The sequence below is a fragment of the Burkholderia sp. Tr-20390 genome (genome assembly GCF_017104595.1).
In the GTDB taxonomy this organism is placed as follows: Bacteria; Pseudomonadota; Gammaproteobacteria; order Burkholderiales; family Burkholderiaceae; genus Burkholderia.
In genome coordinates this window covers 45,930-67,937 of record NZ_JAAGPC010000014.1, presented here as the reverse complement: position 1 = coordinate 67,937, position 22,008 = coordinate 45,930, and the positions used below count along the sequence as shown (strand labels likewise).

At 65.9% G+C, this 22,008-nt stretch carries 20 protein-coding genes; 8 read left to right on the top strand and 12 right to left on the bottom strand.

Annotated features, from left to right (window positions below; translation table 11 throughout):
* Nucleotides 1-391: 391 nt before the first annotated feature.
* The gene (locus tag G3N98_RS06685; protein ID WP_241025783.1) at nucleotides 392-1,816 is read left to right on the top strand and encodes a phosphatidylserine/phosphatidylglycerophosphate/cardiolipin synthase family protein; all 1,425 of its coding nucleotides are present in this window, start codon (nucleotides 392-394) and stop codon (nucleotides 1,814-1,816) included.
* A gap of 287 nt (nucleotides 1,817-2,103) precedes the next feature.
* Here G3N98_RS06685 and G3N98_RS06680 read toward each other — a convergent pair whose 3' ends face one another.
* A complete protein-coding gene (locus G3N98_RS06680) occupies nucleotides 2,104-2,808 on the bottom strand; it encodes a hypothetical protein (protein WP_206147692.1) in 705 nt (234 codons plus the stop codon).
* Nucleotides 2,809-3,070: 262 nt separating this feature from the next.
* Between G3N98_RS06680 and G3N98_RS06675 the strand changes: the two genes are divergently transcribed.
* Entirely contained in the window at nucleotides 3,071-3,322 is a 252-nt protein-coding gene (locus G3N98_RS06675) for a hypothetical protein (protein ID WP_241025782.1), read from the top strand.
* A 162-nt stretch (nucleotides 3,323-3,484) separates the two neighbouring features.
* Here the strand turns inward: G3N98_RS06675 and G3N98_RS06670 are convergent, their stop codons facing one another.
* The 5 genes from G3N98_RS06670 to G3N98_RS06650 all read right to left on the bottom strand — a co-directional run bounded on the left by G3N98_RS06670 (nucleotide 3,485) and on the right by G3N98_RS06650 (nucleotide 9,121).
* Complete coding sequence (locus G3N98_RS06670) at nucleotides 3,485-4,921, bottom strand: efflux transporter outer membrane subunit (RefSeq protein WP_206147691.1); 1,437 nt, start codon at nucleotides 4,919-4,921, stop codon at nucleotides 3,485-3,487.
* 19 nt (nucleotides 4,922-4,940) lie between these two features.
* Nucleotides 4,941-6,515: a DHA2 family efflux MFS transporter permease subunit gene (locus tag G3N98_RS06665; protein WP_175236981.1), complete on the bottom strand. Its 1,575-nt coding sequence runs from the start codon at nucleotides 6,513-6,515 to the stop codon at nucleotides 4,941-4,943.
* A 13-nt stretch (nucleotides 6,516-6,528) separates the two neighbouring features.
* A complete protein-coding gene (locus G3N98_RS06660; protein ID WP_206147690.1) occupies nucleotides 6,529-7,623 on the bottom strand; it encodes an HlyD family secretion protein in 1,095 nt (364 codons plus the stop codon).
* Between the two features lie 64 nt (nucleotides 7,624-7,687).
* Complete coding sequence (locus G3N98_RS06655; protein ID WP_069250988.1) at nucleotides 7,688-8,119, bottom strand: MarR family winged helix-turn-helix transcriptional regulator; 432 nt, start codon at nucleotides 8,117-8,119, stop codon at nucleotides 7,688-7,690.
* Between the two features lie 81 nt (nucleotides 8,120-8,200).
* On the bottom strand, nucleotides 8,201-9,121 hold the full coding sequence (locus G3N98_RS06650; protein WP_206147689.1) for a LysR family transcriptional regulator: 921 nt from the start codon (nucleotides 9,119-9,121) through the stop codon (nucleotides 8,201-8,203).
* Between the two features lie 90 nt (nucleotides 9,122-9,211).
* Between G3N98_RS06650 and G3N98_RS06645 the strand changes: the two genes are divergently transcribed.
* The 3 genes from G3N98_RS06645 (at nucleotide 9,212) to G3N98_RS06635 (ending at nucleotide 11,533) form a co-directional block, all read left to right on the top strand.
* Nucleotides 9,212-9,640, top strand: coding sequence for a MarR family winged helix-turn-helix transcriptional regulator (locus G3N98_RS06645; protein WP_089428109.1), 429 nt, complete (start codon nucleotides 9,212-9,214; stop codon nucleotides 9,638-9,640).
* A 188-nt stretch (nucleotides 9,641-9,828) separates the two neighbouring features.
* Nucleotides 9,829-11,076, top strand: coding sequence for an aconitase X (locus G3N98_RS06640; protein WP_206147688.1), 1,248 nt, complete (start codon nucleotides 9,829-9,831; stop codon nucleotides 11,074-11,076).
* Complete coding sequence (locus G3N98_RS06635; RefSeq protein ID WP_206147687.1) at nucleotides 11,069-11,533, top strand: DUF126 domain-containing protein; 465 nt, start codon at nucleotides 11,069-11,071, stop codon at nucleotides 11,531-11,533. Before G3N98_RS06640 ends, G3N98_RS06635 begins: the two co-directional genes overlap by 8 nt.
* A gap of 49 nt (nucleotides 11,534-11,582) precedes the next feature.
* On the opposite strand, the gene G3N98_RS06630 is transcribed toward G3N98_RS06635, so the two are convergent.
* Nucleotides 11,583-12,002 carry an ester cyclase gene (locus G3N98_RS06630; RefSeq protein ID WP_175236986.1) on the bottom strand — a complete coding sequence of 140 codons (420 nt, stop codon included), beginning with the start codon at nucleotides 12,000-12,002 and terminating at the stop codon, nucleotides 11,583-11,585.
* Between the two features lie 155 nt (nucleotides 12,003-12,157).
* Here G3N98_RS06630 and G3N98_RS06625 point away from each other — a divergent pair, with 155 nt between their 5' ends.
* Nucleotides 12,158-13,048 carry a LysR substrate-binding domain-containing protein gene (locus G3N98_RS06625; protein WP_206147686.1) on the top strand — a complete coding sequence of 297 codons (891 nt, stop codon included), beginning with the start codon at nucleotides 12,158-12,160 and terminating at the stop codon, nucleotides 13,046-13,048.
* Here the strand turns inward: G3N98_RS06625 and G3N98_RS06620 are convergent.
* A complete protein-coding gene (locus G3N98_RS06620; RefSeq protein WP_206147685.1) occupies nucleotides 13,045-14,145 on the bottom strand; it encodes an AraC family transcriptional regulator in 1,101 nt (366 codons plus the stop codon). The two genes, G3N98_RS06625 and G3N98_RS06620, sit on opposite strands and share 4 nt — an antisense overlap.
* Nucleotides 14,146-14,230: 85 nt before the next feature.
* On the opposite strand from G3N98_RS06620, the gene G3N98_RS06615 reads away from it, so the two are divergent.
* On the top strand, nucleotides 14,231-16,264 hold the full coding sequence (locus tag G3N98_RS06615) for an NADPH-dependent 2,4-dienoyl-CoA reductase (protein WP_206147684.1): 2,034 nt from the start codon (nucleotides 14,231-14,233) through the stop codon (nucleotides 16,262-16,264).
* 195 nt (nucleotides 16,265-16,459) lie between these two features.
* On the opposite strand, the gene G3N98_RS06610 is transcribed toward G3N98_RS06615, so the two are convergent.
* Both G3N98_RS06610 and G3N98_RS06605 read right to left on the bottom strand, forming a co-directional pair.
* Nucleotides 16,460-16,864, bottom strand: coding sequence for a DUF2471 family protein (locus tag G3N98_RS06610; protein ID WP_039344831.1), 405 nt, complete (start codon nucleotides 16,862-16,864; stop codon nucleotides 16,460-16,462).
* A gap of 164 nt (nucleotides 16,865-17,028) precedes the next feature.
* On the bottom strand, nucleotides 17,029-17,922 hold the full coding sequence (locus G3N98_RS06605) for a LysR family transcriptional regulator (RefSeq protein ID WP_089474367.1): 894 nt from the start codon (nucleotides 17,920-17,922) through the stop codon (nucleotides 17,029-17,031).
* Between the two features lie 86 nt (nucleotides 17,923-18,008).
* Between G3N98_RS06605 and G3N98_RS06600 the strand changes: the two genes are divergently transcribed.
* A complete protein-coding gene (locus G3N98_RS06600) occupies nucleotides 18,009-18,794 on the top strand; it encodes an NAD(P)H-dependent oxidoreductase (RefSeq protein ID WP_206147683.1) in 786 nt (261 codons plus the stop codon).
* 10 nt (nucleotides 18,795-18,804) lie between these two features.
* Here the strand turns inward: G3N98_RS06600 and tssE are convergent, their stop codons facing one another.
* Nucleotides 18,805-19,227 carry a type VI secretion system baseplate subunit TssE gene (tssE, locus tag G3N98_RS06595; RefSeq protein ID WP_206147682.1) on the bottom strand — a complete coding sequence of 141 codons (423 nt, stop codon included), beginning with the start codon at nucleotides 19,225-19,227 and terminating at the stop codon, nucleotides 18,805-18,807.
* Nucleotides 19,224-21,932 (bottom strand): type VI secretion system ATPase TssH, encoded by a 2,709-nt coding sequence (tssH, locus tag G3N98_RS06590; RefSeq protein ID WP_206147681.1) that lies wholly within the window; start codon nucleotides 21,930-21,932, stop codon nucleotides 19,224-19,226. The genes tssE and tssH overlap by 4 nt, the downstream gene beginning before the upstream one ends.
* Between the last annotated feature and the right edge of the window lie 76 nt (nucleotides 21,933-22,008).

Here is a 22,008-nt window from a genome sequence, read left to right as displayed (position 1 = left end):
TCGCATCGTGCAGGGCAGTGGGGCCATTCAGTGACCCGCCAACCCTGCACATCCCGGTGGCCAGTTGTATCAGTCTGGACTGGACCAGGCAGATGGCGTCAGATTGTCTGACTCGGTTCGGCCATGAGCGTTCGTTGGAATAGTGCTCATGGATCGACGACAATCGGACTTTCCGGAACGCCGTTCTTTCAACTGCGCTGATGTCATGTCTGCTGCGTGCTTAAGGTACGGCCAGATTCGCGCCGCTCGTGTCCACGGTAACGATCTTGGGCTGGCTGTTCTGTTCACCTTCTCGAAGAACAGTGAGCTACTTGACCGTGCTGACGTGACAAAGTCCTCCAGACTTTCAAGGACGCAGGGCCAAAGACACGTCGAACCCGCTCGCCACATCATGACCACAACGAAAAGCCTGGCGCTCATTCTGGCATGCGTGTTTGCCTTTTCTCAGCACGGCCACGCGCAATGTGTCGACCTGGTCGCCAGTCTCGACGACGGTCAGTTGATGCAGTCGCGGATTGCGCTGGTCGACCGTGCGACACCTGCCGAACAGATCCGCATCCTCGCCTACATCTTCGAAATCGATCAGACCGGCGGCCTGCTGTTGCGTCATCTGGTCGAGGCCGCGCGCCGAGGCGTGCCGGTCAAGCTGCTGATCGACGGCATCGGCCCCGAGCCGCATTACCCGTTCGAGGACGAGCTCATTGTCGCCCTGCACGAGGTGGCGCCCGGCATCGAACTCCGAATCTTCCATCCACGATCGGATCTCGTCGAGATTTCGCATCGCATGCATGACAAGCTGTTTTTGGTTGGGGACACGGCCGTGATCGGCAGTACCTCGATCTGGGATGCGAGCTTCCGCAACTGGCTCAGTGAGCGCGACCTGATGGTGTCGGGCGACGCCGGCCAGGATGCTTCTTCCCTGCACGCCATGTACCAGCATTTCGCTTCGTTCTGGAATAGCCCGGAAGGGGTTCGCCCCGAGCCGGAAAAATTCCTCGAAGTCGCCAGTCCTTATCGCGTGTCGCAGGGTTATGCGACGCTGGACCCGGCGCGCATCCGTTATTGGCGCGAATGGCTGATGGCTCCGCCCGACGCTGCGGCCCGGGCGACGGAGCGGGTCGCTACCGATACACCGACTGCCTCCGATACGCCCGATGATCCCGCCGCTCCGCCCGCTCCCGGGGCGAATTTCGATCCCGTCTGGATGCCGATCGCCTGCGAGCGCCTGCGCTATGTCCACGACTGGCCCGACAAGCGCTCGCCAGGCACGTTGCAGGACATGCTGCATGCGTTCGATACGGCGCAGCACGAAATCCTGATCATCAACCCCTACCTGATCCTGGTGCCGGAACTGCGCGAGGCGCTTGAGCGCAAGCGGCGCGAAGGTGTCCACGTGATCCTGGTGAGCGCGTCGCTGGCGAGCATCACGCAGGAATTCCCCGCGGTCGGGCGCGCCTATGCCGACGATCTGCCCGGCTTGGTCGATGCCGGAATCGAGGTGCGCGAATATTCCGACCGGGAGAACCGGATGATGCACGCCAAGCTGGTCCTCATCGACGGCCATCGATACTATCTCGGCAGTTTCAATTTCGATTCGCTGTCGGCCCGCTTGAATACCGAAAACGGCCTGTGGATCGACACCCCCGAGGACGGGCTCGATCCCTTGCAGGACAGCGTGGCGTACTTCCTGCGCAACTCGAGTTTGGTGAGCGACGCCAATGGCCGCCTTCTGGCGGATCCCGATGCGCGCTGCCGGGCCGTCGGCTGCGGCGGTGCGTGGCGGTGGGTGACGATGCTGGTCAGGCGCTTCCTCTGAGCGCGGCGCGTCCTGTCGCCAAGCCGCGTGGCCAGTTCGGGTTGCCGTCCGCATCGTGTCGCGCGGTAGTCGACGATTGATCAGCGCCAGACTGCCGGCAGCGATCACTTCGCCGAACTTTTAGAGATGGCCCGGTACTTTACGGCGTGGCGGCGCCGCGTCATCCGTTCGATTGCAATGGCTGAAATCGCTGACGTTAGCCCAACGGCGCTCGCTGCTTGCGTCTATCCTGCTGAGCAGAAGTCTGTCCGGCGTGCCGCGGCAACGCCGCGGTGTGTTCCGAACAATCAGTCAACCGGGTACCAGCGGCCAGATTCTGGACACACAGCGGCTGGTGCGCCGTTCGACCAGACTTGCTCCTCATCCAGGTGCAGCGAGGTCGAAGGGGCGACGTCGAAGACGACTTTCAGTGCTTGCCCGACATGGGCATCTTCGATGGGAAGCTCCCAAGTCAGGAATATCTGGATGCAATCCTGGTCCGTCGCGAAGTCGGCCGCATTAAAGCCGCTGCTGCCGCGCTGAATGACGCCATGAGGCTGGCCGGTATCGAATATCACAGCTGTCCCCCGGGTCAGGGGAATGCGATGGCCCGTAGACGGAAAATGCAAGTCCAGCCCCCGGTCCTCGCTCAGGAATAGATTGCAGAAGGCCGCACCGCCATATTGCGCACCGTCATGGTGGTACTTCGCGCCACGACAGGCCATGAGGGCTACGTCGCTGGAGGCAAGCACGTTGGGCAGTCCTAGTGCGCACGTCCAGTCGGACATGGCCTGCACGCAGCGCTTATAGTCCGGCCAGCGCGCTTGCGTTCGCGCCAAAGGCATCGCCTCGACGTCCCCGGGTTCCAGGACGAGCCGCGACGATGTTTCTCGTTCCCAGTCTGCAAGCACGCGTGCGGAGGGAACGGGCACGTCGACCGTGCCTGATAGAACGATGTCACTTACGCGTCGACTGCGGATGGCGTCGCCGCTCCAGAAATAGGAAGTCAGCATGTCTCGAATTCGACGCTGTCGAAGGGGGCATCTGGGCGATTGTAACGATTCAGCCTGATCACGTCGGCGAAAATCGGCCATGAGCGGTCAGTCGACAGCGAGGTCAGGATTGTCCAAAATATCCGTCCAGTATTGAATCATTCGCGACCGGACGTCTAAAGAACGTCGTTTCCAGGGCGATAATCGATATATCGCCATAATCAATTCCCTATCTACGATGCCGTCAACCTTAATGATCCATCCGATAATGCCGGAGCAGCGCGTGAAGCTCGGTTTCAACTGGTCTGCGCTGATATTCGGCACAATCTGGGCATACTCCGAAGGATTGGTTGTTCAAGGAGGGCGGATGGCCGCTGTCGATGCTGCCTCCGGTCTCCTCTGTTCCTCCGGCCGTCTGGCCTTTTTGATTGCGGCTTTAATACTCTTCGTGGCAAAGAACATCTACAGTGCTCGCCATGGCAGCGCCTGGATATGTCGGCGATTTCTGAATCAAGGCTACCGAGCGCTCCAATAATCATACATTCGACCTGTGGCGACGAGCCCTGATTTAAAGCTCCGTCCGGGGTGGTCGTAATTGTCCGCTCCGGGTCGATCACCGCCCTTGATGAGGTGATGTTCAAGCAAGCTCAGAGCCAACCTGACGCTGACTGAGAGAGCAGATCTAGACTTGCACCGCTCAGTTCTTCGCCACGGCTTCCACCTCCGGCCCACCCGCCGCGTCATTCCTGCTCCACCCACCCCCAAGCGACCGATACAGCGCCACCGCCGCCAGCGCATGCTCGCGCTTGACCTGATTCAGCGAATCCGAATCCCGCAGATAAACCTCCTGCGCGGACAGCACATCCAGAAAATCCGTCGCGCCGCCCTTATAAAGCTGATTCGCCAACCCAAGCGCCTTGTCCGATGCAGCCAGCGCACTACCCAGCCTGCGCGTCGCCTCATCGGAGCTGACGAGATTCGCCCGCGCATCCTCGACTTCCCGCAACGCCTGCAGCATCGTCTGCCGCAACCCGAGTTCCGACTCGCGCATCCGGCTTTCGCTCTGCGAGATATCGGCCGTAATCCGCCCCGCATTGAAAATCGGGCTCGTCGCGCTCAACGCCGCACTGAACAGGTTATCGGTCAACGTCGGCAACCCGAGATAAGAAGCCGCCAGAATCCCGTCCGTCAGGTTCAACGAAAACTTCGGATACCGTTCAGCCTTCGCCACGCCGACTTGCGCCGCCCGCCGCTCGACCTGCGCATACGCCGTCAGCACATCCGGCCGCCGCAGCAAGGCCTGCGAAGGCAACGTTCCCGGCGCGCCAACCGGCGGCGCCGGAATCTCCCCAGCCTGTACCAGCAAGAGCCGATCGACCGACTCCGGCGTCCTCCCCGAATACACCGCAATCAGATTGAGCTGATGCGCGATCTGCGCCTGCGTCGGCGGAATCCGCGCTTCGAGCGCATCGAGCTGGTTCTGCGCACGCGTGACGTCAAGCTCGGTCGACAGCCCGAACGCCTGCCGCTTGCGCGTGAGTTCGAGCGCATGCTGCCGGATCTTCGCGTTGTCCTGCAGGATCTTCAATTCCTGCTGCGCCCAGCGCAGATCGACATACGCGGAAGCCGCATCGGCCGCGAGCGCGAGCCGCATCGCATCCTCCGCATGCTTCTGCCCAACCAGCTCGGCCTGCGCGGCAAGCAGATCGAGCCGTTCACCGCCGAACACATCCGGCGACCAACTCAGCGCGAGCCCGGCGCCAGCCTGCCGCACATAGCCGAGCGGCGGCGGCGTGTTCTGCCGTGCGTCGGCCGCATGCGCGGTCGCGTCGAGTTCGGGCAGCAGCACCGCGCGCTTCTGCACGGTCAGCGCCTGCGCCTGCTTCACGCGTTCGGCGGCGGCCTGCAGATCGAGGTTGCCGTCGAGCACGGTGGCGATCAGCCGGTCGAGCGCGGGATCGTGGAACTGCGCCCACCACGCGGCGGCGTCGATGTCCGCGCGCGGCACATCGGTGTCCCATGCGTCCGGCGCGAGCGTCCGAACCGAATCCTGAAGCGCCGGATGCTGCGCGGGCTGCACCGCACATCCTGCGGCGAGTGCGCTGACGGCAAGGGCGACGAGAAGTTTTTTCATGATGGGGATGACCTCAACCTCAGTGCGCGTCCGGCGGCGGCGCGTTCAGGGAAATGGGTTTGGAGAAGACGACCGCGAGCAGCGCGACGACGAAGCACAACGACAGCGCGTAGTACGCATCCGCATAGGTGAGCGTCAGCGCCTCGCGATAGATCAGGTGATGCAGGTTCGCGAGCCCGGCTTGCGCGGTGTCCAGCGTGTTGCCGGCCACGGATGTCCAGTACGCGGCCTGGCGATCGAGCAGCGATGCGATCTGCGGCTGGCCGGCGCTCACGTGCTCGTTCAGGCGCAGGTAGTGAAAGTTCAGCCGGTCGTTGAGCATCGTCGCGCTCACCGCGATGCCGATCGCCCCGCCGAGATTGCGCATCAGGTTGAACAGGCCGCTCGCCGATTTCAGGCGCGACTGCGGCAAGGAGCCGAGCGCCATCGTCACGATCGGCGGCACGCTGAACTGCTGGCCGATGCCGCGCAGCGCCTGCGGCAGCAGCAGTTCGCGCCAGCCCCAGTCGTGCGTGATCGGCGTGTACAGGTAGCAGCCGAGCCCGAAACAGATCAACCCGAACACCAGCAGCGCGCGCAGGCTGAAGTAGCGCGCGGCGAACGCATACGCACAGAGCGCGATCAGCTGGAACGCGCCGACCGACAGCAGCGCCATGCCGATCTGCAGCGAGCTGAACGCGCGCACTTGCGCAAGAAACAGCGGCGTCAGGAACACGGTCACGAAAATCCCGATGCCGGTCACGAACGACAGCAGGCTGCCGATCCCGAAGTTGCGCACGACGAGCGCGCGCAGGTCGACGATCGGATCCTTCGCGGTCAGCGCATGCACGATGAACAGGAAACCGCAGATACCGGAGATCCACGCGCAGATCACGATCGCGTCGTCGCCGAACCAGTTCTTGCGCGGGCCTTCCTCCAGCACGTATTCGAGGCAGCCGAGGAAGCCCGACATCAGCACGATGCCGAGATAGTCGCCGCGCTTGATGAGGCTGAGGTCGGGTTCGTCGATGTGCACGTAGCGCGGCACGAGTGCGGCCACCGCGATGCCCGGCACGAGGTTCAGGTAGAACAGCCAGTGCCACGACCATTGATCGGTGATCCAGCCGCCGATCACGGGGCCGATCGCCGGGGCGAGCGAGGCCAGCGCGCCGATGGTCGTCGATGCGATCAGCCGCTGCTTGCCGGGGAACAGCACGAATGCGGTGGTGAACACGGTCGGGATCATCGCGGCGCCGAGCGCGCCTTGCAGCCCGCGAAACAGGATCATCGAGTTGATGTCCCACGCGACGCCGCACAGCATGCTGGTGATCGTGAAGCCGACCGCCGATGCGGCGAACAGCCAGCGCGTCGACATCACCTTCGACAGCCAGCCCGACATCGGGATCACGATGATCTCGGCGATCAGGTAGGCGGTTTGCACCCACGACAGTTCGTCCTGGCTGGCGGAAAGCCCGCCGCCGATGTCGCGCAGCGACGACGCGACGATCTGGATGTCGAGCGTGGCCATGAAGAAGCCGACGCACATCAGCGCGAAGGCGAACACGCGCTGCCTGGTTGGTTGCGACGCCGGGTCGCCGGAAAACGCGGTGGTCATCGTCGTCTCCCGCTCAGTTCGCGTGATCGGTATGCACGGTCACGACCGCGGACAGGCCGGGGCGCAGCACATGGTCGAGGCCCGGCTGCGGGTCGAGATGCACGCGCACCGGCACGCGCTGGACGATCTTCGTGAAGTTGCCGGTCGCGTTCTCGGGCGGCAGCACGCTGAAGGTCGCGCCGGTGGCGGGCGCGAGGCTGTCGACGCGGCCGTGCAGTTTCGTGTTCGACGCATCGAGCGACACGTCGACGCGATCGCCCGCATGCATCTTGCGCAGCTGGTCTTCCTTGAAGTTCGCGTCGATCCACAGCCCGGATGCCGGCACGACCGTCAGCAGCGGCACGCCGACGTTCGCGAGCATCCCGACGCGGCCCGTGCGGTTGCCGACGTAGCCGTCGACCGGCGAGCGGATCGTCGTGTATTCGACGTTGAGCGCGGCGACGCGCTGCGCGGCAAGCGCGGTGTTCACGCGGGCCCGCGCGTCGGCGAGCTGCGCGCCGAGCACGTCGAGCTGCCGCTTCGATGCGAGCAGCGCGGCGTCGCTGCGGTCGACGGCGGCGCCGGCCTTCGAATAGTCGGCGTCCGCGCGTTCGACGATCTGGTTCGACACGGCGTCGGATTTCACGAGCTCGCGATAGCGCACGCGGTCCGACGCGGCACGGGTCAGCTCGGCCGACGACGCATTCTTCTCGGCCGCCTGCTGGCCGATCACCGCGAATTGCAGTTGCTGCTTCGCCTCGAGTTCGGTCACCGCGGAGCGGGCGCTGTCGACTTCGGCGCTGGCCTGCGCGAGCTTCGCGTCGTAGTCGCGCGCATCGAGTTGCACGAGCACGTCGCCGGCCTTCACGCGCTGGTTGTCGGTCACGAGGATCTTGTCGACGAAGCCGTTGACCTTCGGCGCCAGCACGGTCACGTCGCCGCCGACATACGCATCGTCGGTGCTTTCCTGAAAGCGCAGCACGAACAGCCAGTCGAGCGCGGCGGCGGCGACGACGATGATGACGGCACCCACCGCGATGCGCATCCACGGCACGCGACGCTGTTGCTTCGCGGGCTGGTCGAGTGTGGCTGCTTCACGGGATGAGGCAGCGGCTTGGGTCGTTTCCATCGATTCACCTATGTATATGCACTTATCAAGTCGATCGACGGCATGTCGTCGATCGGGGAAGGGGCTAGCGTTCCGGCAGGTTGTGCGTGATCCGGAACAATTCGTCTCTCAGGCGGGCCGCCTGCGCCGACCCGAACCGTTGCTCGAACGCTTCCTGCGCGGCGAGCCAGTGCACGTGCGCGTCGGCGATCTTCGTTTCGCCGTGCGCGGTCAGCGCGAACGTCTGGCGGCGGCATCGCGGCTCGATCCGGCCGGCCACCAGCGCCGCGCCGACGAGCGGCTTGAGCGCGCGCAGCAGCGCGGTGCGTTCGATCACCAGCACGGTCGACAGCGTCGCCATCGTCAAGCCGGGCCGGTCGCGCAGCAGCGCGAGAATGCTGTACTGCGACGGCGTCACGCCCGCCCGCGACAGATAACGCTCGTAGAACTGTGAGATCCGGCGGGCGGCTTGCCGGACCGCGAAGCAATCGTCATCGGTGAGCGTCATCTTGTGCATGTACACATGTTAGGAGGCAATGCGGCGCGAAGCGAGCGGCGGGGCACGATCAGATTGTTGTCGCGGCTGTACCAATCGGCGTCAGGCTGCCGCCGGAACGATCCAGCCTTCGCGGTCGCAATAGGCGGCCGTGTAGTCGATGAACGCCTTGACCTTCGCGGGCAGCAGCGCGCGGTTCGCGTAGGCGAGCTTGATCTCGACGGACGCATCGACGAGATCGGCGTCGGCCAGCAACTGCACGAGCGCGCCCGACGCAAGCTGGGCCTCGACGAGCGTCCTCGGCACGACGCCGATGCCGAAGTCGTGCATCACCATTTCACGGTTGAAGACGGGGCTGTTCGACGAGATGTCGAAGCGGAACGGCACGGTCAGCGTGTTGCCGTCGACGCGGAACGACAGCGCGGGCCGGCGCAGCGACGGCGACATCGGCACGAACGGATGGTCGGCGAGATCGGCCGGCGCGACCGGGCGCGAATGGGCGCGCAGGTATGCGGGTGTCGCGACGATCACGAGCGGAATCCGCTCGATCAGCCGCACGACGGTCGATTCGTTCGTCAGCATGTACGGTACGACGATACCGATGTCGTAGCCTTCGCCGACGAGATCGATGGGGCGCTCGGTCAGCGTCACGTCGAGGCGCACTTTCGGGTGCGCGGCCTTGAAGCCGGCGATCAGCGGCACCAGCCGGTTCAGCGTGGCCGTCGTGTGCGCGACGAGCCGCAGCAGGCCTTCGGGCTCGCGCGTCGGCGACTGCGCTTCCGCTTCGAGCGAGTCGAGTTCGTCGAGCACGGCCGCGCAGCGCTCGTAGATGCGCTCGGCCGTTTCGGTCAGCGACACCTGGCGGGTGGTCCGGTGCAGCAGCCGGCTGCCGAAGCGCGCTTCCAGATCCGCGACCGCGCGCGACACGACCGGCCGTGCGAGGCCGTGCATGTCGGCGGCGCGCGTGAAGCTGCGCATCTCCACCACCGACCGGAAAACCCGCAGCTTGTCGATGTAGTCCATGTCCGTCTCCTTGACGCGAGGCCGGCCGCCGGCCTTGTTACGGCGGAGTGTACATTGACTTTATGCATATGCACATATAAATTGCGAAACATGAACGACACCTCGATTGCCCAGGCGTGCAACTGCCTCGCGCTGCGTCAGGCGGCGCGCTTCGTCACGCAACTGTACGAGCGCCATCTGGCCCCGGTCGGCGTCACGCCCGCCCAGTTCTCGATCATGGCGAACCTGACGCGCCAGCCCGGCCTGCTGATGAGCGAACTCGCCGATACGCTCGTGATGGACCGCACGACGCTGCTGCGCGCGCTGAAGCCGCTGCAGCGCGACGGCTTCGTCGCGACGGCCGCGTCCGAGCACGACACGCGCGCGCATGCGCTGAGCCTCACGAAGCTGGGCGAGCGCACGTTCGCTGAAGCGAAAGTCGCATGGCAGGCCGCGCAGGACGAATTCGAGACGCAGTTCGGCCGCGACCGCGCGAAGGCGCTGCGCGACGAACTGTTCAGTGTGACCGCGGAACGCTAGGCGGCGGGCTGGCGACAAACTGGCGCGGAATTCGAGCCATTGGTTGCGTCGGCAGCGTTCAATGGCGGAAATTGGTTTTTGAAAATGTCCGGATAGATGGTGATCTGGACAGTTTTTATTTCCAGTTGTAGAGTCCCCTGACGGATTTCACGCGCCGGCGCCGTCGGCACGCGTCAGAGGAGCCACCGATGCTGCAGTTGAGTGACCGCGACAGCGCCATGCTGCGCGGGGATTTCGGCGAGGGCGTCGCACGCGCGATGCGGATCGTCGCGCGCACGGCGCACGTGATGTCCGCGCCGCACCTGATCGACATTACGTCTGCCCATATCGACGGCTGCCTGTACCACGGCCAGACCAGCCTCGACTTCGTCGAGTATTTCGTCGACACAGGCGCGAAGGTCGCGGTGCCGACCACGCTGAACGTCGGGTCGCTCGACCTGATCCATCCCGAGCTGTACCACGGCGACCGCTCGATCCAGCGCGATGCGCAGCGCCTGATGGATGCGCATCTGCAGCTCGGCTGCGAATCGAGTTTCACGTGCGCGCCCTATCAACTGAAGAACCGTCCCGCGAAAGGCGAGCAGATCGCGTGGGCCGAATCGAACGCGATCGTGTTCGCGAACTCGGTGCTCGGCGCGCGGACGAGCCGGTACGGCGATTTTCTCGACCTGGCCGCGGCGATCACCGGGCGTGCGCCGTATGCGGGGCTGCATGTCGAAGCGAATCGCGCGGCGCGGATCGTGTTCAACGCACCGGATTTCAGTCGCCTGCTGTCACGCGACATCTATTTCGCCGCACTCGGGCTGCTGATCGGCAGGATCGCGGGCGCGGTCGTGCCGGCGATCGTCGGGCTGCCGGCGGACACCACGGAAGACGAACTCAAGGCACTTGGCGCGGCCGCCGCGTCGAGCGGTGCTGTCGCGCTGTTCCATGCGGTCGGCGTGACACCTGAAGCCCCCACGCTCGATGCCGCGTTGCACGGACAAGCGGCGCAACGCACGGTCGATGTCGCGATGGCCGATCTCGACGAGATTCGCCGCACGCTGAACCACGGCGCGGCCGGCGATGCGCTTGTCGCGGTGGCGCTCGGCACGCCGCATTTCTCGCTGGCCGAATTCCGCACGCTCGATACCTTGCTCGATGCGTTCGACGGCAAGCCGGCCTGCGATTTCTACGTGAACACGAGCCGGTTCATCCTGTGGGAACTGGAGGAGGCCGGCCTCGCGGAGAAATTCGCGGCACGCGGCATCCAGATCGTCGTCGATACCTGTACGTACATCACGCCGGTGATGAAGCAACTGTCGGGGCTCGTGATGACCAATTCGGGGAAATGGGCGTCGTATGCGCCCGCGAACATCGGCGTGACGGTCGCGTACGGCAGCATGCGCGAATGCGTGCGTTCGGCGTACGAAGGAAAGGTGCGATTCGGTGACTGAAGCCACGGGGAAGATGATGACGGGCGACACGCTCGTGCCGGGCAGCGCATGCGCGCGCCCGTTCGTGCTCGACAAGCCGCTCAGCTTCTGGGGCGGCTACGACTCGGGCGCCGGAAAGATCGTCGATCGCGGCCATCCGCAGGCCGGCGCGAGCCTCGCCGGCAAGGTGATGGTGATGCCGCACGCGAAGGGCTCGAGTTCGAGCAGCAGCGTGCTCGCGGAAGCCGTGCGCAACGGCACGGGGCCGGTCGCGATCGTGCTGAAGGAGCGCGACCTGATCATCTCGATCGGCGCGATCGTGGCGGCCGAGCTGTATGCGATCGCGGTGCCGGTGGTGTGCGTGACCGACGACGTGTACGACGCGATCGTCGCCGCGACGGGGGAGGTGCGGATCGAAGCGGATGAGGGTGACGGCGGCGCGCGGATTGATCTGGGCGGCGCGGAGCGTTCGGCCTGATCGATTCGCGCGTGGCACGGCGAGCGCGCTTGCTCGCCGCGCCCGAGCGTTACAACTGCGCCCCCTTCAGGCTCCGGTGCACCTCGAGCGCATTGCGTTCGACCCAGTTGTGCTGAAGCAGCCCGTCGTCGCGCACGTGCCAGACGGCCGTGCCCGTCATGTCGATGGGCGACCCGCACGGCGCCGATCCCATGAACCCGTTGTTCTTCCCCGTCACGCGCCAGCGGCTCGCGACGCGGTCGCCCGCTTCGTTCTGGAACGTTTCGACGACGTCGAACCGGAAGTCGTCGATGCTCGCGAGGAACGTCGCGACCCACGCCTTGAATGCCGCGCGCGAGCGGATGACCACGCCCCCCGACGTGATCGCGAAATCCTCGGCGACGAGTGCGTCCACCGCGTCGGGGTTGCGCGCCTGCCAGACTTCCCGCCAGAAGTGCTCGACGATCTCGACCGAATTGCGTTTGCTCATCTTCCTGCTCCGTTGAAACAGCGTCATTGATCCGTTGCCTGCCGCGACTCGCGATCGAGTCCGGCTGACACGCAGTCATTGTGTGAACTTGCGAACAAGAAGACAAACGAATAATCTTTCTTGGATCTAGAAGATTATCGAATGGATGGGGCACGATGCTGGATCTGGATTTGCTGCACGCGTTCGTCGCCGTGGCCGAGACGGGCAGCTTCACGGCGGCTGCCGACGTCGTCGGCCGTTCGCAATCGGCCGTCAGCCAGAAAGTGTTGCGGCTCGAGGATGCGCTGGGCGTGCGCGTGTTCGAGCGCACGAGCCGCTCGCTGAGGCTGACGCAGGAAGGTGAGCGCGTGCTTGCCGGCGGGCGGCGGTTGCTGGCGCAGTACGACGCGTTCATGCGCGAATGGCGGGAGCCGCAGCGAGTCGAGCGGTTGCGGCTCGGCGTCTCCGAAAATCTCGTGCACGCGCAATTGCCGCTCATCCTCGCGCGCTTCGGGGAGCGCTTCCCGGCCGTTCAGCTGGAACTCGTCACCGGATCGAGCCCGGAACTCGCCGACGCGCATCGGGCCGGCCTGCTCGACGTGGTCTTCGCCCGGCAGAAGCAGGAAGGCGCGCCACTGCGCGGCCGCGTGATCTGGCGCGAGCCGCTGGTGTGGCTGGCCGCGAAAAACTACCGGAACGACCCGGGCCGCCCTGCGCGCCTCGTCATGATGCCGCCGCCTTGCGCCTATCGCGAAGTGATGACCGAAAGCCTGGATGCGGCACGCCGCGAATGGTCGGTGGGCTGCACGGCCAGCAATCTGGCCGGCGTGCAGGCCGCGGTGGCGGGTGGGTTGGGCGTCACCGCGCTGGGCAAGTCGTTCCTGCAGCCCGGCATGAAGATCCTGCCGACGTCCGCGCAATGGCCGGCGCTGCCCGCGTCCGAAGTCGCCGTGATCGGTGAGGGCCCGGCCACGCAGCCCGTCGTCGAGCCGCTCGTCGGGATGTTCGTCGAAGTCCTGACGGCGCGTGCGTCGACGAGCCTGGATGCGACGATCGAATCGGATTAGCGTGCGCTGTCCGGCTTCTGTCCCGTCAACCCGGCAGCCGCTTCACGATACGCACTCGGCGTCTGCCCGGCCCAGCGCCGGAACGCGCGCGTGAAGTTCGCCGGGTCGGTGAATTGCAGCCGCTCGGCGATCGTCTTCAGGTCGAGATCCGACGCGGCAAGCAACTGCTTCGCGTCATGAAACCGCGCTTCATCGAGCAATTGCCGATAGCTCGAACCGGCTTCCTCGAGCCGGCGCCGCAGCGTGCGTGTGGATACGAGCAGCGCGTCGGCGAGCGTCTCCGGCCCCGGGTAGTCGCCGGCCCCGCGTGCCAGCTCCGCGCGCACCCGTTCGACGAGATCGCCTTCCTCCTGGCGCACCTGCGCATACTCGCGCTCCACCTGCACGAGCGCCTGCCGGTGCGCGACTTCGTCGGCGAGCGGCAGCGGCCAGTCGAGCACGTCGCGCGTGATCCACAGCGCGTTGGCGGCGCAGCCGAATTCGACCGGTGGCAATTGATCGCGATAGCGCGCGAAATAAGGCGGCTCCGGCCACGCGAATTGCAGCTTGATCGGCGGCGACTCGCGTCCGGCCCATTGCGAAATGTTCTGCGCGAGCCCGGTCAACACGAATTCGAACATCACGTGATGCTGCAGCACGGGGCTGGCCTGCACGCCGTGCAGTTCGAGCGTCGCGCCGCGTTCGTCTTCTGCATAGGTCAGCCGATATTGGCGATTGCGCATCCGGAAGTAGCGCTGCGTGACGGCGAGCGCTTCCCGGATGTCCCGCGCGGTCAGCGTCGCGTAGCCGAGAAAGCCGTGCACGGTCGGCTTCAGCAGCAGCCCGAACGCGAGCCCGATGCCCGGATCGCCGCCGATCTCGATCGCATTCAGCACGAGCCGCCCCCATTGCGACGGCGCGACGCGCGCGTCCGGTTCGGCCAATACCGCATCGCGCAGGCCCGTGCCGGCGCGCACGGCGGCCAGATCGACCCCGCGCGCGGCCAGCGCCTGCAGCAGCAGGCGCGTATAGGCGACCGGAATCGTCGGCCGGCGCAGCCCGAGGCGGTCCTTGGCGAGAGGGGAAGTCATGTCGTCTTGGCCGGAAATGACAAGCATTATGGCTGTTTGCCCCCTCACGTTCAAGGCGGCGCACGCCTACGATGTCACGCATCGCTTACTGGCACGAATCGGCACGCTCATTATGACCACGACCTTTCCCCACCTGCTCGCCCCGCTCGATCTCGGCTTCACGACGCTGAAGAACCGCGTGTTGATGGGCTCGATGCACACGGGCCTCGAGGACAGCCGCAAGACGTTGCCGCGGCTCGCCGAATATTTCGCCGAACGCGCCCGCGGCGGCGTCGGCCTGATCGTGACGGGCGGCTTCGCGCCGAACGTGGCCGGCTGGACCAAGCCGTTCGGCGGCACGCTGATGACGTCGGCTGCCGCGCGGCGGCATCGCGAGATCACGGAGGCCGTGCACGCGGAGGACGGCAAGATCGCGCTGCAGATCCTGCATACGGGACGCTACGGCTATCACCCGTTCGCGGTCGCGCCGTCGAAGATCAAGTCGCCGATCTCGCCGTTCGCGCCGCACGAACTGAGCGCGCGCGGCGTCGAGCGGCAAATCCGCGCGTTCGTCCGCTGCGCGAAGCTCGCGCGGGAAGCCGGGTATGACGGCGTCGAGATCATGGGCTCCGAAGGCTACCTGATCAACCAGTTCATCTCGATGCATACGAACAAGCGCACCGACCAGTGGGGCGGTTCGTACGAGAACCGCATCCGGCTGCCGATCGAGATCATCGAGCGCACGCGCGAAGCGGTCGGCCGCGATTTCATCCTGATCTACCGGCTGTCGATGCTCGACCTGATTCCGGACGGCAGCGACTGGAGCGAAACCGTGCAGCTCGCGAAGGCCGTCGAGCGGGCGGGCGCGACCATCATCAACACGGGGATCGGCTGGCACGAGGCGCGGGTGCCGACGATCGCGACGTCGGTGCCGCGCGGCGCGTTCGCGTGGGTGACGAAGAAGATGAAGGGCGAGGTCGGCATTCCGCTCGTGACGACCAACCGCATCAACCGTCCCGAAGTGGCCGAGCAGATCCTCGCGGACGGCTGCGCGGACATGGTGTCGATGGCGCGCCCGCTGCTCGCGGATGCCGAGTTCGTGGTCAAGGCCGCGCAGGGCCGTGCCGACGAGATCAATACCTGCATCGGCTGCAACCAGGCGTGCCTCGATCACGCGTTCAAGAACCAGATCGCGTCGTGCCTGCTGAACCCGCGCGCGTGCCACGAGACGGAACTGAAATACACGCCCGCCGCGCAGCCGAAACGCATCGCGGTGGTCGGCGCGGGGCCGGCCGGGCTCGCATGCTCGACCGTGCTCGCGCAGCGCGGCCATCAGGTCGACCTGTTCGACGGCGCGGCCGAGATCGGCGGCCAGTTCAACATGGCGAAGCGGATTCCCGGCAAGGAAGAGTTTCACGAAGCGCTGAGCTACTTCGGCCGCCAGGTCGAGCTGACCGGCGTGAACCTGCACCTGAACCGCCGCGTCGATGCGAGCGACCTGATCGCGGGCGGCTACGACGAGATCGTGCTCGCGACCGGCGTCGCGCCGCGCGACCCGAAGATCCCGGGGCAGGACGGGCCGAACGTGCTCAGCTACATCGACGTGCTCGCGGGCCGGCAGCCGGTCGGCCGGCGTGTCGCGGTGGTCGGGGCGGGCGGGATCGGCTTCGATGTCGCCGAGTACCTGGTGCAGGAAGGCGAATCGCCGGCGCTCGACCTGGAAGAGTGGAAGGCCGAGTGGGGCGTGACCGACCCGGCCGCGACGCGTGGCGGCGTGACGCGGGCACAGGTGACGGCGCCGGCGCGCGAAGTGACGCTGCTGCAGCGCAAGGCCGCGCCGCTCGGCAAGGGGCTCGGCAAGACGACCGGCTGGATTCACCGCGCGACGCTGAAGATGAAGCAGGTGAAGATGATCGGCGGCGTGAACTATGAACAGATCGACGCGCGTGGGCTGCACGTGTCATACGGCGAGCAGCGCACCGATCACGAGCTGATCGAAGCCGACACGATCGTGCTCTGCACGGGGCAGGAGCCGCAGCGCGCGTTGCTCGCGCCGCTGCAGGCGGCCGGGCGCTCGGTGCACCTGATCGGCGGCGCGGAGCTGGCCGCCGAACTCGACGCGAAGCGCGCGATCGATCAGGGCTCACGGCTCGCCGCGCGGCTGTAACGGGCGGTCGCTGCGACGGCCCCTTGAAGGTGCGCCGCGTGGCGGTGATCCGCCAGCGCGGCGATGCGTGGCTCGCCGTCTGCCGCCCCGATTCGCTGGCGCAGGACTGAAACGAGCCGCAACGCCGGCCGCGTCGCCACGCAACGTGGCGGCGCTACCCTGACAGACCGTGACGGCGATTGGCCATCACACGGCTCAGGCCGCTTCGGCCCGTTCTTCCTCTTCCGCTTCCAGCATCGCCTTGACGATCAGGTAGATGGCCGGGAGGTCATCATCGTCGCGGCGCCAGTCGACCGGCTCCTCGACATCCGCGGCGACCAGGCGGCTGTCGCGCAGCCGGATGAACGCGTCGACGACGGCCGGATCATTGCGGCTCAGGAAGCCGGCATTCGAGAATGCCAGCTCTTCGACGTTCAGCAGCGCCTGCCAGCTCATCGTGCGCACGGCCGCGGGATGGGTGCGGCGCCGCAGGCCGAGCGCCCGCTGCGCGGGGCCGCCCGCGACTCGCTGCAGATCGACGACCGCCCGCTGCGCGGCGCGCTCGAAGTGGACGGGGTTGAAGCCGGGTTGCTCGGGATCGAATGCGGATGCCTGGAACATGGTCGCCTCACAAAAGTCCGTTCGTCTGTGAATGACGGAATTCGGGTCAAATGGTGCAAAAGCACTGTAAATATATACAGTGTTTGGCGCGGTTTCAAGCCCCGGATGAAGGATTTCGTGCGACGGCGATCGAAGCGGGCGGCCGCCCCGGGCACGCGACCGATCTACACCGCTGCCGCGATCGTCTCCCGCAACCACCGATGCGCCGGATCGCGATGCACGCGTTCGTGCCACAGCATCGACATTTCATAGCCGGGCACGTCGACGGGCGCTGCCACCACGCGCAGCGCGGGCACGTCGCGCACCAGCCGCTCGGGCACCATTGCGACGAGATCGGTGCTCGCCACGGCCGACAGCACGAACAGGAAATGCGGCACCGACAGCACGACGCGCCGCGTGGCGCCCACCTTCGCGAGCGCTTCGTCCGTCACGCCGAAGAAGCCGCCGCCGTCGGGCGACACGATCACGTGCTCGAGCGTGCCGAACTGCGCGAGCGTCGGGCGCCGCTTCAGCTTCGGGTGCCCGGCACGGCCGATGAGCACGTAACGCTCGGCGAACAGCGGCAAGCGCCGCATCCCGGGCGGCGACGCTTCGGTCATATGGAAGACGAGATCGATGCCGTTTCGTTCGGTATCCTGCTCGATGCGCGGCGGTACCAGCTCGACCACGGCGAGGCGCGTGGCGGGCGCGGCCGAACGCAGCGTGTTCAGCGCGGGCAGCACGATCGTCGATTCGCCGTAGTCGGTCGCGGCCACGCGCCACGTGTTCGTCGCGGTCGCGGGATCGAACGGCGTGGCCGGAATGACCGCGCGCTCGACTGCTTCGAGCGCATCGCGCAACGGTTCGCGCAGCGCTTCCGCGCGTGCGGTCGGCCGCATTCCGCGCGGCCCCGGCAGCAGCAGCGGATCGCCGAACACGTCGCGCAGCTTCTGCAATTGCACGCTCACCGACGGCTGCGACATGTTCAGTTTCTCGGCCGCGCGCGTGACGTTGTGCTCGGCGAGCAGCACGTCGAGCGTGACGAGCAGATTGAGATCGAGTCGTCTGAGATTGTTCATGGCTATACCTGGAATATCAGGAATTCATTTCAAATATACCGTTGGCGGCGGCATCCTGCAGTCATTCAATCAACGGAGTACCGAACATGAATGTGCTGATCGTCTATGCCCATCCTGAACCGCGTTCGCTGAACGGCGCATTGCGCGACTTCTCCGTCGCCCATCTCGAAGCGGCCGGCCACACGGTGCAGGTGACCGACCTGTATGCGATGAACTGGAAGGCGGCGTTCGACGCGGACGACTTGACCGGGCGTGCGCCGGACGCGCGTTTCGACCCGTCGAACGACTCGAAGCACGCGTTTGCAACCGGCACGCAGCGCGAAGACATCGTGCGCGAGCAGGACAAGCTGCGGTGGGCCGATGCGGTGATCCTGCAGTTCCCGCTGTGGTGGTTCTCGATGCCGGCGATCATGAAGGGCTGGTTCGAGCGCGTGTATGCGTGCGGCTTCGCTTACGGCGTGGGCGAGCATTCCGATACGCACTGGGGCGATCGCTATGGCGAAGGTTCGCTTGCCGGCAAGCGCGCGATGGTGATCGTCACGGCGGGCGGGTGGGAGTCGCATTACAGCCCGCGCGGCATCAACGGGCCGATCGACGACGTGCTGTTCCCGATCCAGCACGGGATGCTGTATTACCCGGGCTTCGACGTGCTGCCGCCGTTCGTGATCTACCGGACGGGGAAGATGAACGACGTGCGCTTCGACGAAACGCGTGCGGCGCTCGGCAAGCGCCTGGATGAACTGTGGAGCACGCAGCCGATTCCGTTCCGCAGGCAGAACGCGGGCGATTACGACATTCCGGCGTTGACGCTGAAGGAAGAAATCGTGCCGGGGAAGTTGGGGTTTGCGGTGCATCTGGCGCACGAGGGCTGATCGCGCGTGATCATGAGCGGGCGACGTACCGTTCGATGCGCAGGCGACCGGGCGGGTCAAAGTAAGTGCCGAAACGCACGAGCCCCGCGTTCTTCAGGTGGCAGGTCATCTCGAAGCTGACGAGGATGCCCGGATCGCGGTTATCGACGATTCCGACGTCGATCGCGCGAATGCGTGGCTCGTACTTCAGCAGCGTCGCCTCCATCTGCTGCTTGAGCAAATGCGACGACGCGGGCAGAGCCTTGTAGATGTTCGTCAGGTCAGGTAGGCCATAGTCGGGCAGGTGTTTCAGCGCGCCTGCCCGCGTGTTGAGAATGCGGCGCACGTTCTGCTGAACGCTCAGGCATTCGAGTGTGCGGTCGTCGTATGCGCCGATCGGTTCGCCGCCGATCTGGCCAAGCAGCATGTCGTAGAGGGACGGGCCGGCGGTCATCGATGGCTCCGTTGGCCTGCGCCTTCATTGATGGCCCGCGGTACGTCGGTGAAATCGATTGTCATCGTACCGTCGGGCGCTGCCGACAGCAGGATTTCACTCGGCGTGACCCCTTCAGCCATCCGGGCAAGCAGTTCGTGCGAGACAACCGGCAGCACGCGTTGATTGAGGAACGCGTCGACGCTGCGTGCGCCGGATTGCCGCGACACGCAGCGTTGCGCGATCGATTCGATCAGGTCGTTGGCGTACGTCAGTGTCACGGCATGTTGCCGATGGAGGCGCCGGGCAATCTTGCCCAGCTTGATGCGCACGATCGACGCGAGCGCGGCGGCGTCGAGCGGCCGGTAGACGAGTGTCTGGAAGCGTGCGAGCAGCGCCGGCTGGAAGTGCGCGATCAGTTGTGAGTGAATGGCTTCTCGCAGGCCTGCCTGCGTAATCGACGCGCCGTCGGCTGTCGCGTCGTCGATTTCTGCACTGCCGAGATTGGACGTCATCACGATCACGCAGTTGCGGAAATCGATCTCGCGCCCCTCGCCGTCGCGCATCGTGCCACGGTCGAACACCTGATAGAAGATGTCGAGCACATCGCGATGCGCTTTTTCGACTTCGTCCAGCAGGACGACGCAGTACGGGCGCTGGCGTACCGCTTCGGTCAGCACGCCGCCGCGTCCATAGCCGACGTAGCCGGGCGGCGAGCCCTTGAGCTGCGACACCGTGTGCGCTTCCTGATACTCGGACAGATTGATCGTCGTCAGTGCGGCTTCGCCGCCGAACAGCAGGTCGGCGAGCGCCAGCGCGGTTTCAGTCTTGCCGACACCGGACGGCCCTGCCAGCAGGAACACGCCGAGTGGCGCATGTTCGCTCTTCAGGCCCGCCTTGGCCGTGCGCAGGCTCTCGGCCAGCGCGCCGATCGCCTCATCCTGTCCGACCACGCGTGTGGCGAGCGCCGCTTCGAGCGCGAGCAGGCTGCGCAACTCGTCCTCGACGAGATTGCCGACCGGCACGCCCGTCCATTCGGCGACGACTCGCGCGATGGATTGCGCATCGACGTCGGCGAAGATCATGGGGGCTTTGCCCTGAGCGGTCGATAACGCGTCGAGCGCGTTGGAAACGGCTGCCGGGTCGGGCGCCTGATCGGTTGAGCCACGGAGGGCGCGCAAGTTGCCGACGAGTTCTTGTTCCCGCGTGTACTGGCCGAGCAGCGCATCGGCGGTGCCGCGCATGTCTTCGTGTTCCCTGTCGATCGCGGTTCGTCGTTCGGCGATGTCGACGATCCCGGCGCCGGCGTCCGCATCGAGTGCGGCGCGCTCCAGTTCGAGCGCCTCCAGTGCGGCGCGCGCCTGCTGCAGTTCCGCAGGCGGTACGTTGAGCGCCATCCTCACGCGCGCGGCGGCCGTATCGATCAGGTCGACGGCTTTGTCCGGCAGTTGCCGGGCTGGAATGTAGCGGCGCGACAGCCGCACGGCCGCGACGATCGCTTCGTCGCGGATGTGGACGTCGTGATGCTTTGCATATCGGCTCGCAAGCCCGCGCAGCATCACGCAGGCCGTATCGTCGTCCGGTTCGTCGACCTTGATCACCTGGAAACGTCGTTCGAGCGCGGCATCGCGTTCGAAGTATTCCTTGTATTCGGCCCACGTGGTGGCCGCGATCGTGCGCAATTCGCCGCGCGCGAGCGCCGGCTTCAGCAGGTTGGCCGCGTCGGCGCCGCCGGCGGCGTTGCCTGCGCCGATCAACGTGTGCGCTTCGTCGATGAACAGCAGGATCGGCGTGGCCGAAGTCCGCACTTCGTCGATGACGTTCTTCAGCCGTTGTTCGAATTCGCCTTTCACGCCCGCACCGGCTTGCAGCAAGCCGAGATCGAGCGTCAGGATGCGCGTATCCCGGATCGTTTCCGGCACGCTGCCTTCGACTACGCGCAATGCGAGCCCTTCGACCAGCGCGGTCTTGCCTACGCCGGGCTCGCCGACGAGGATCGGATTGTTCTTGCGGCGCCGTGCGAGCACGTCGATCATCTGCCTGATCTCCCGGTCGCGGCCGAAGACAGGATCGATCTCGCCACGACGCGCTTTTTCGGTCAGGTCGAGTGCGAAGCGAGCGAGCGCGTCAGGTTCGACCGTGCGCGCTGGGGTGTGTTGCGGGGAGGTGGCCGACGGCGTCGTGCCGTCGGCGGGCAGATCGCCGGCCGAGTCGGTTTCGCGCGCTGGTATGGGGTCGTCGCCGGCGTTTTCGCACGACCGTCGTCCAAGCCGCGGCAGCACGCGCTGGATCTGCACGCTGGAGACCGACAGCAGTGGCCACGCACGCTGCGTTCGCAGCACGTGCGGCGCATCGACGATGGCCTGCAGCAGATGTCCGGAGCGAATGGTGCCGGCGCGATCGTCGGCCATCGCATGCACCCACGCATCCTCGATCACGGTGGCGAGCTGTCGCGACAGCGCCGGCATGCCGCGCAACGTGCGTGGAACGCGGTCGATCACCTCGATCATTGCCTCCCAGACGGCATCGATGTCGAGATCGTAGTGGCGCAGCAGCGCGGGAATGTCGCCATCGTCCGCCTCGATCAGCTTCAACACCCAGTGTTCGACCGCGATTTCGTCGGCGAGCCGGGTCTGGCAAAGACTCGCGGCGGCTTCGAGCGCACGCGTGCAGTGGGGATTGAGGCAGCGAATGAGATGGGAAGCGTCCCGGAGCGGCGGCGTCATGTCGGTAGCGGGTCAGGAGGGGGGAGGGCGGTTGCCGGGAGCGGCGGAATTCCCGCCGCGCGAGCGACGGAATCCG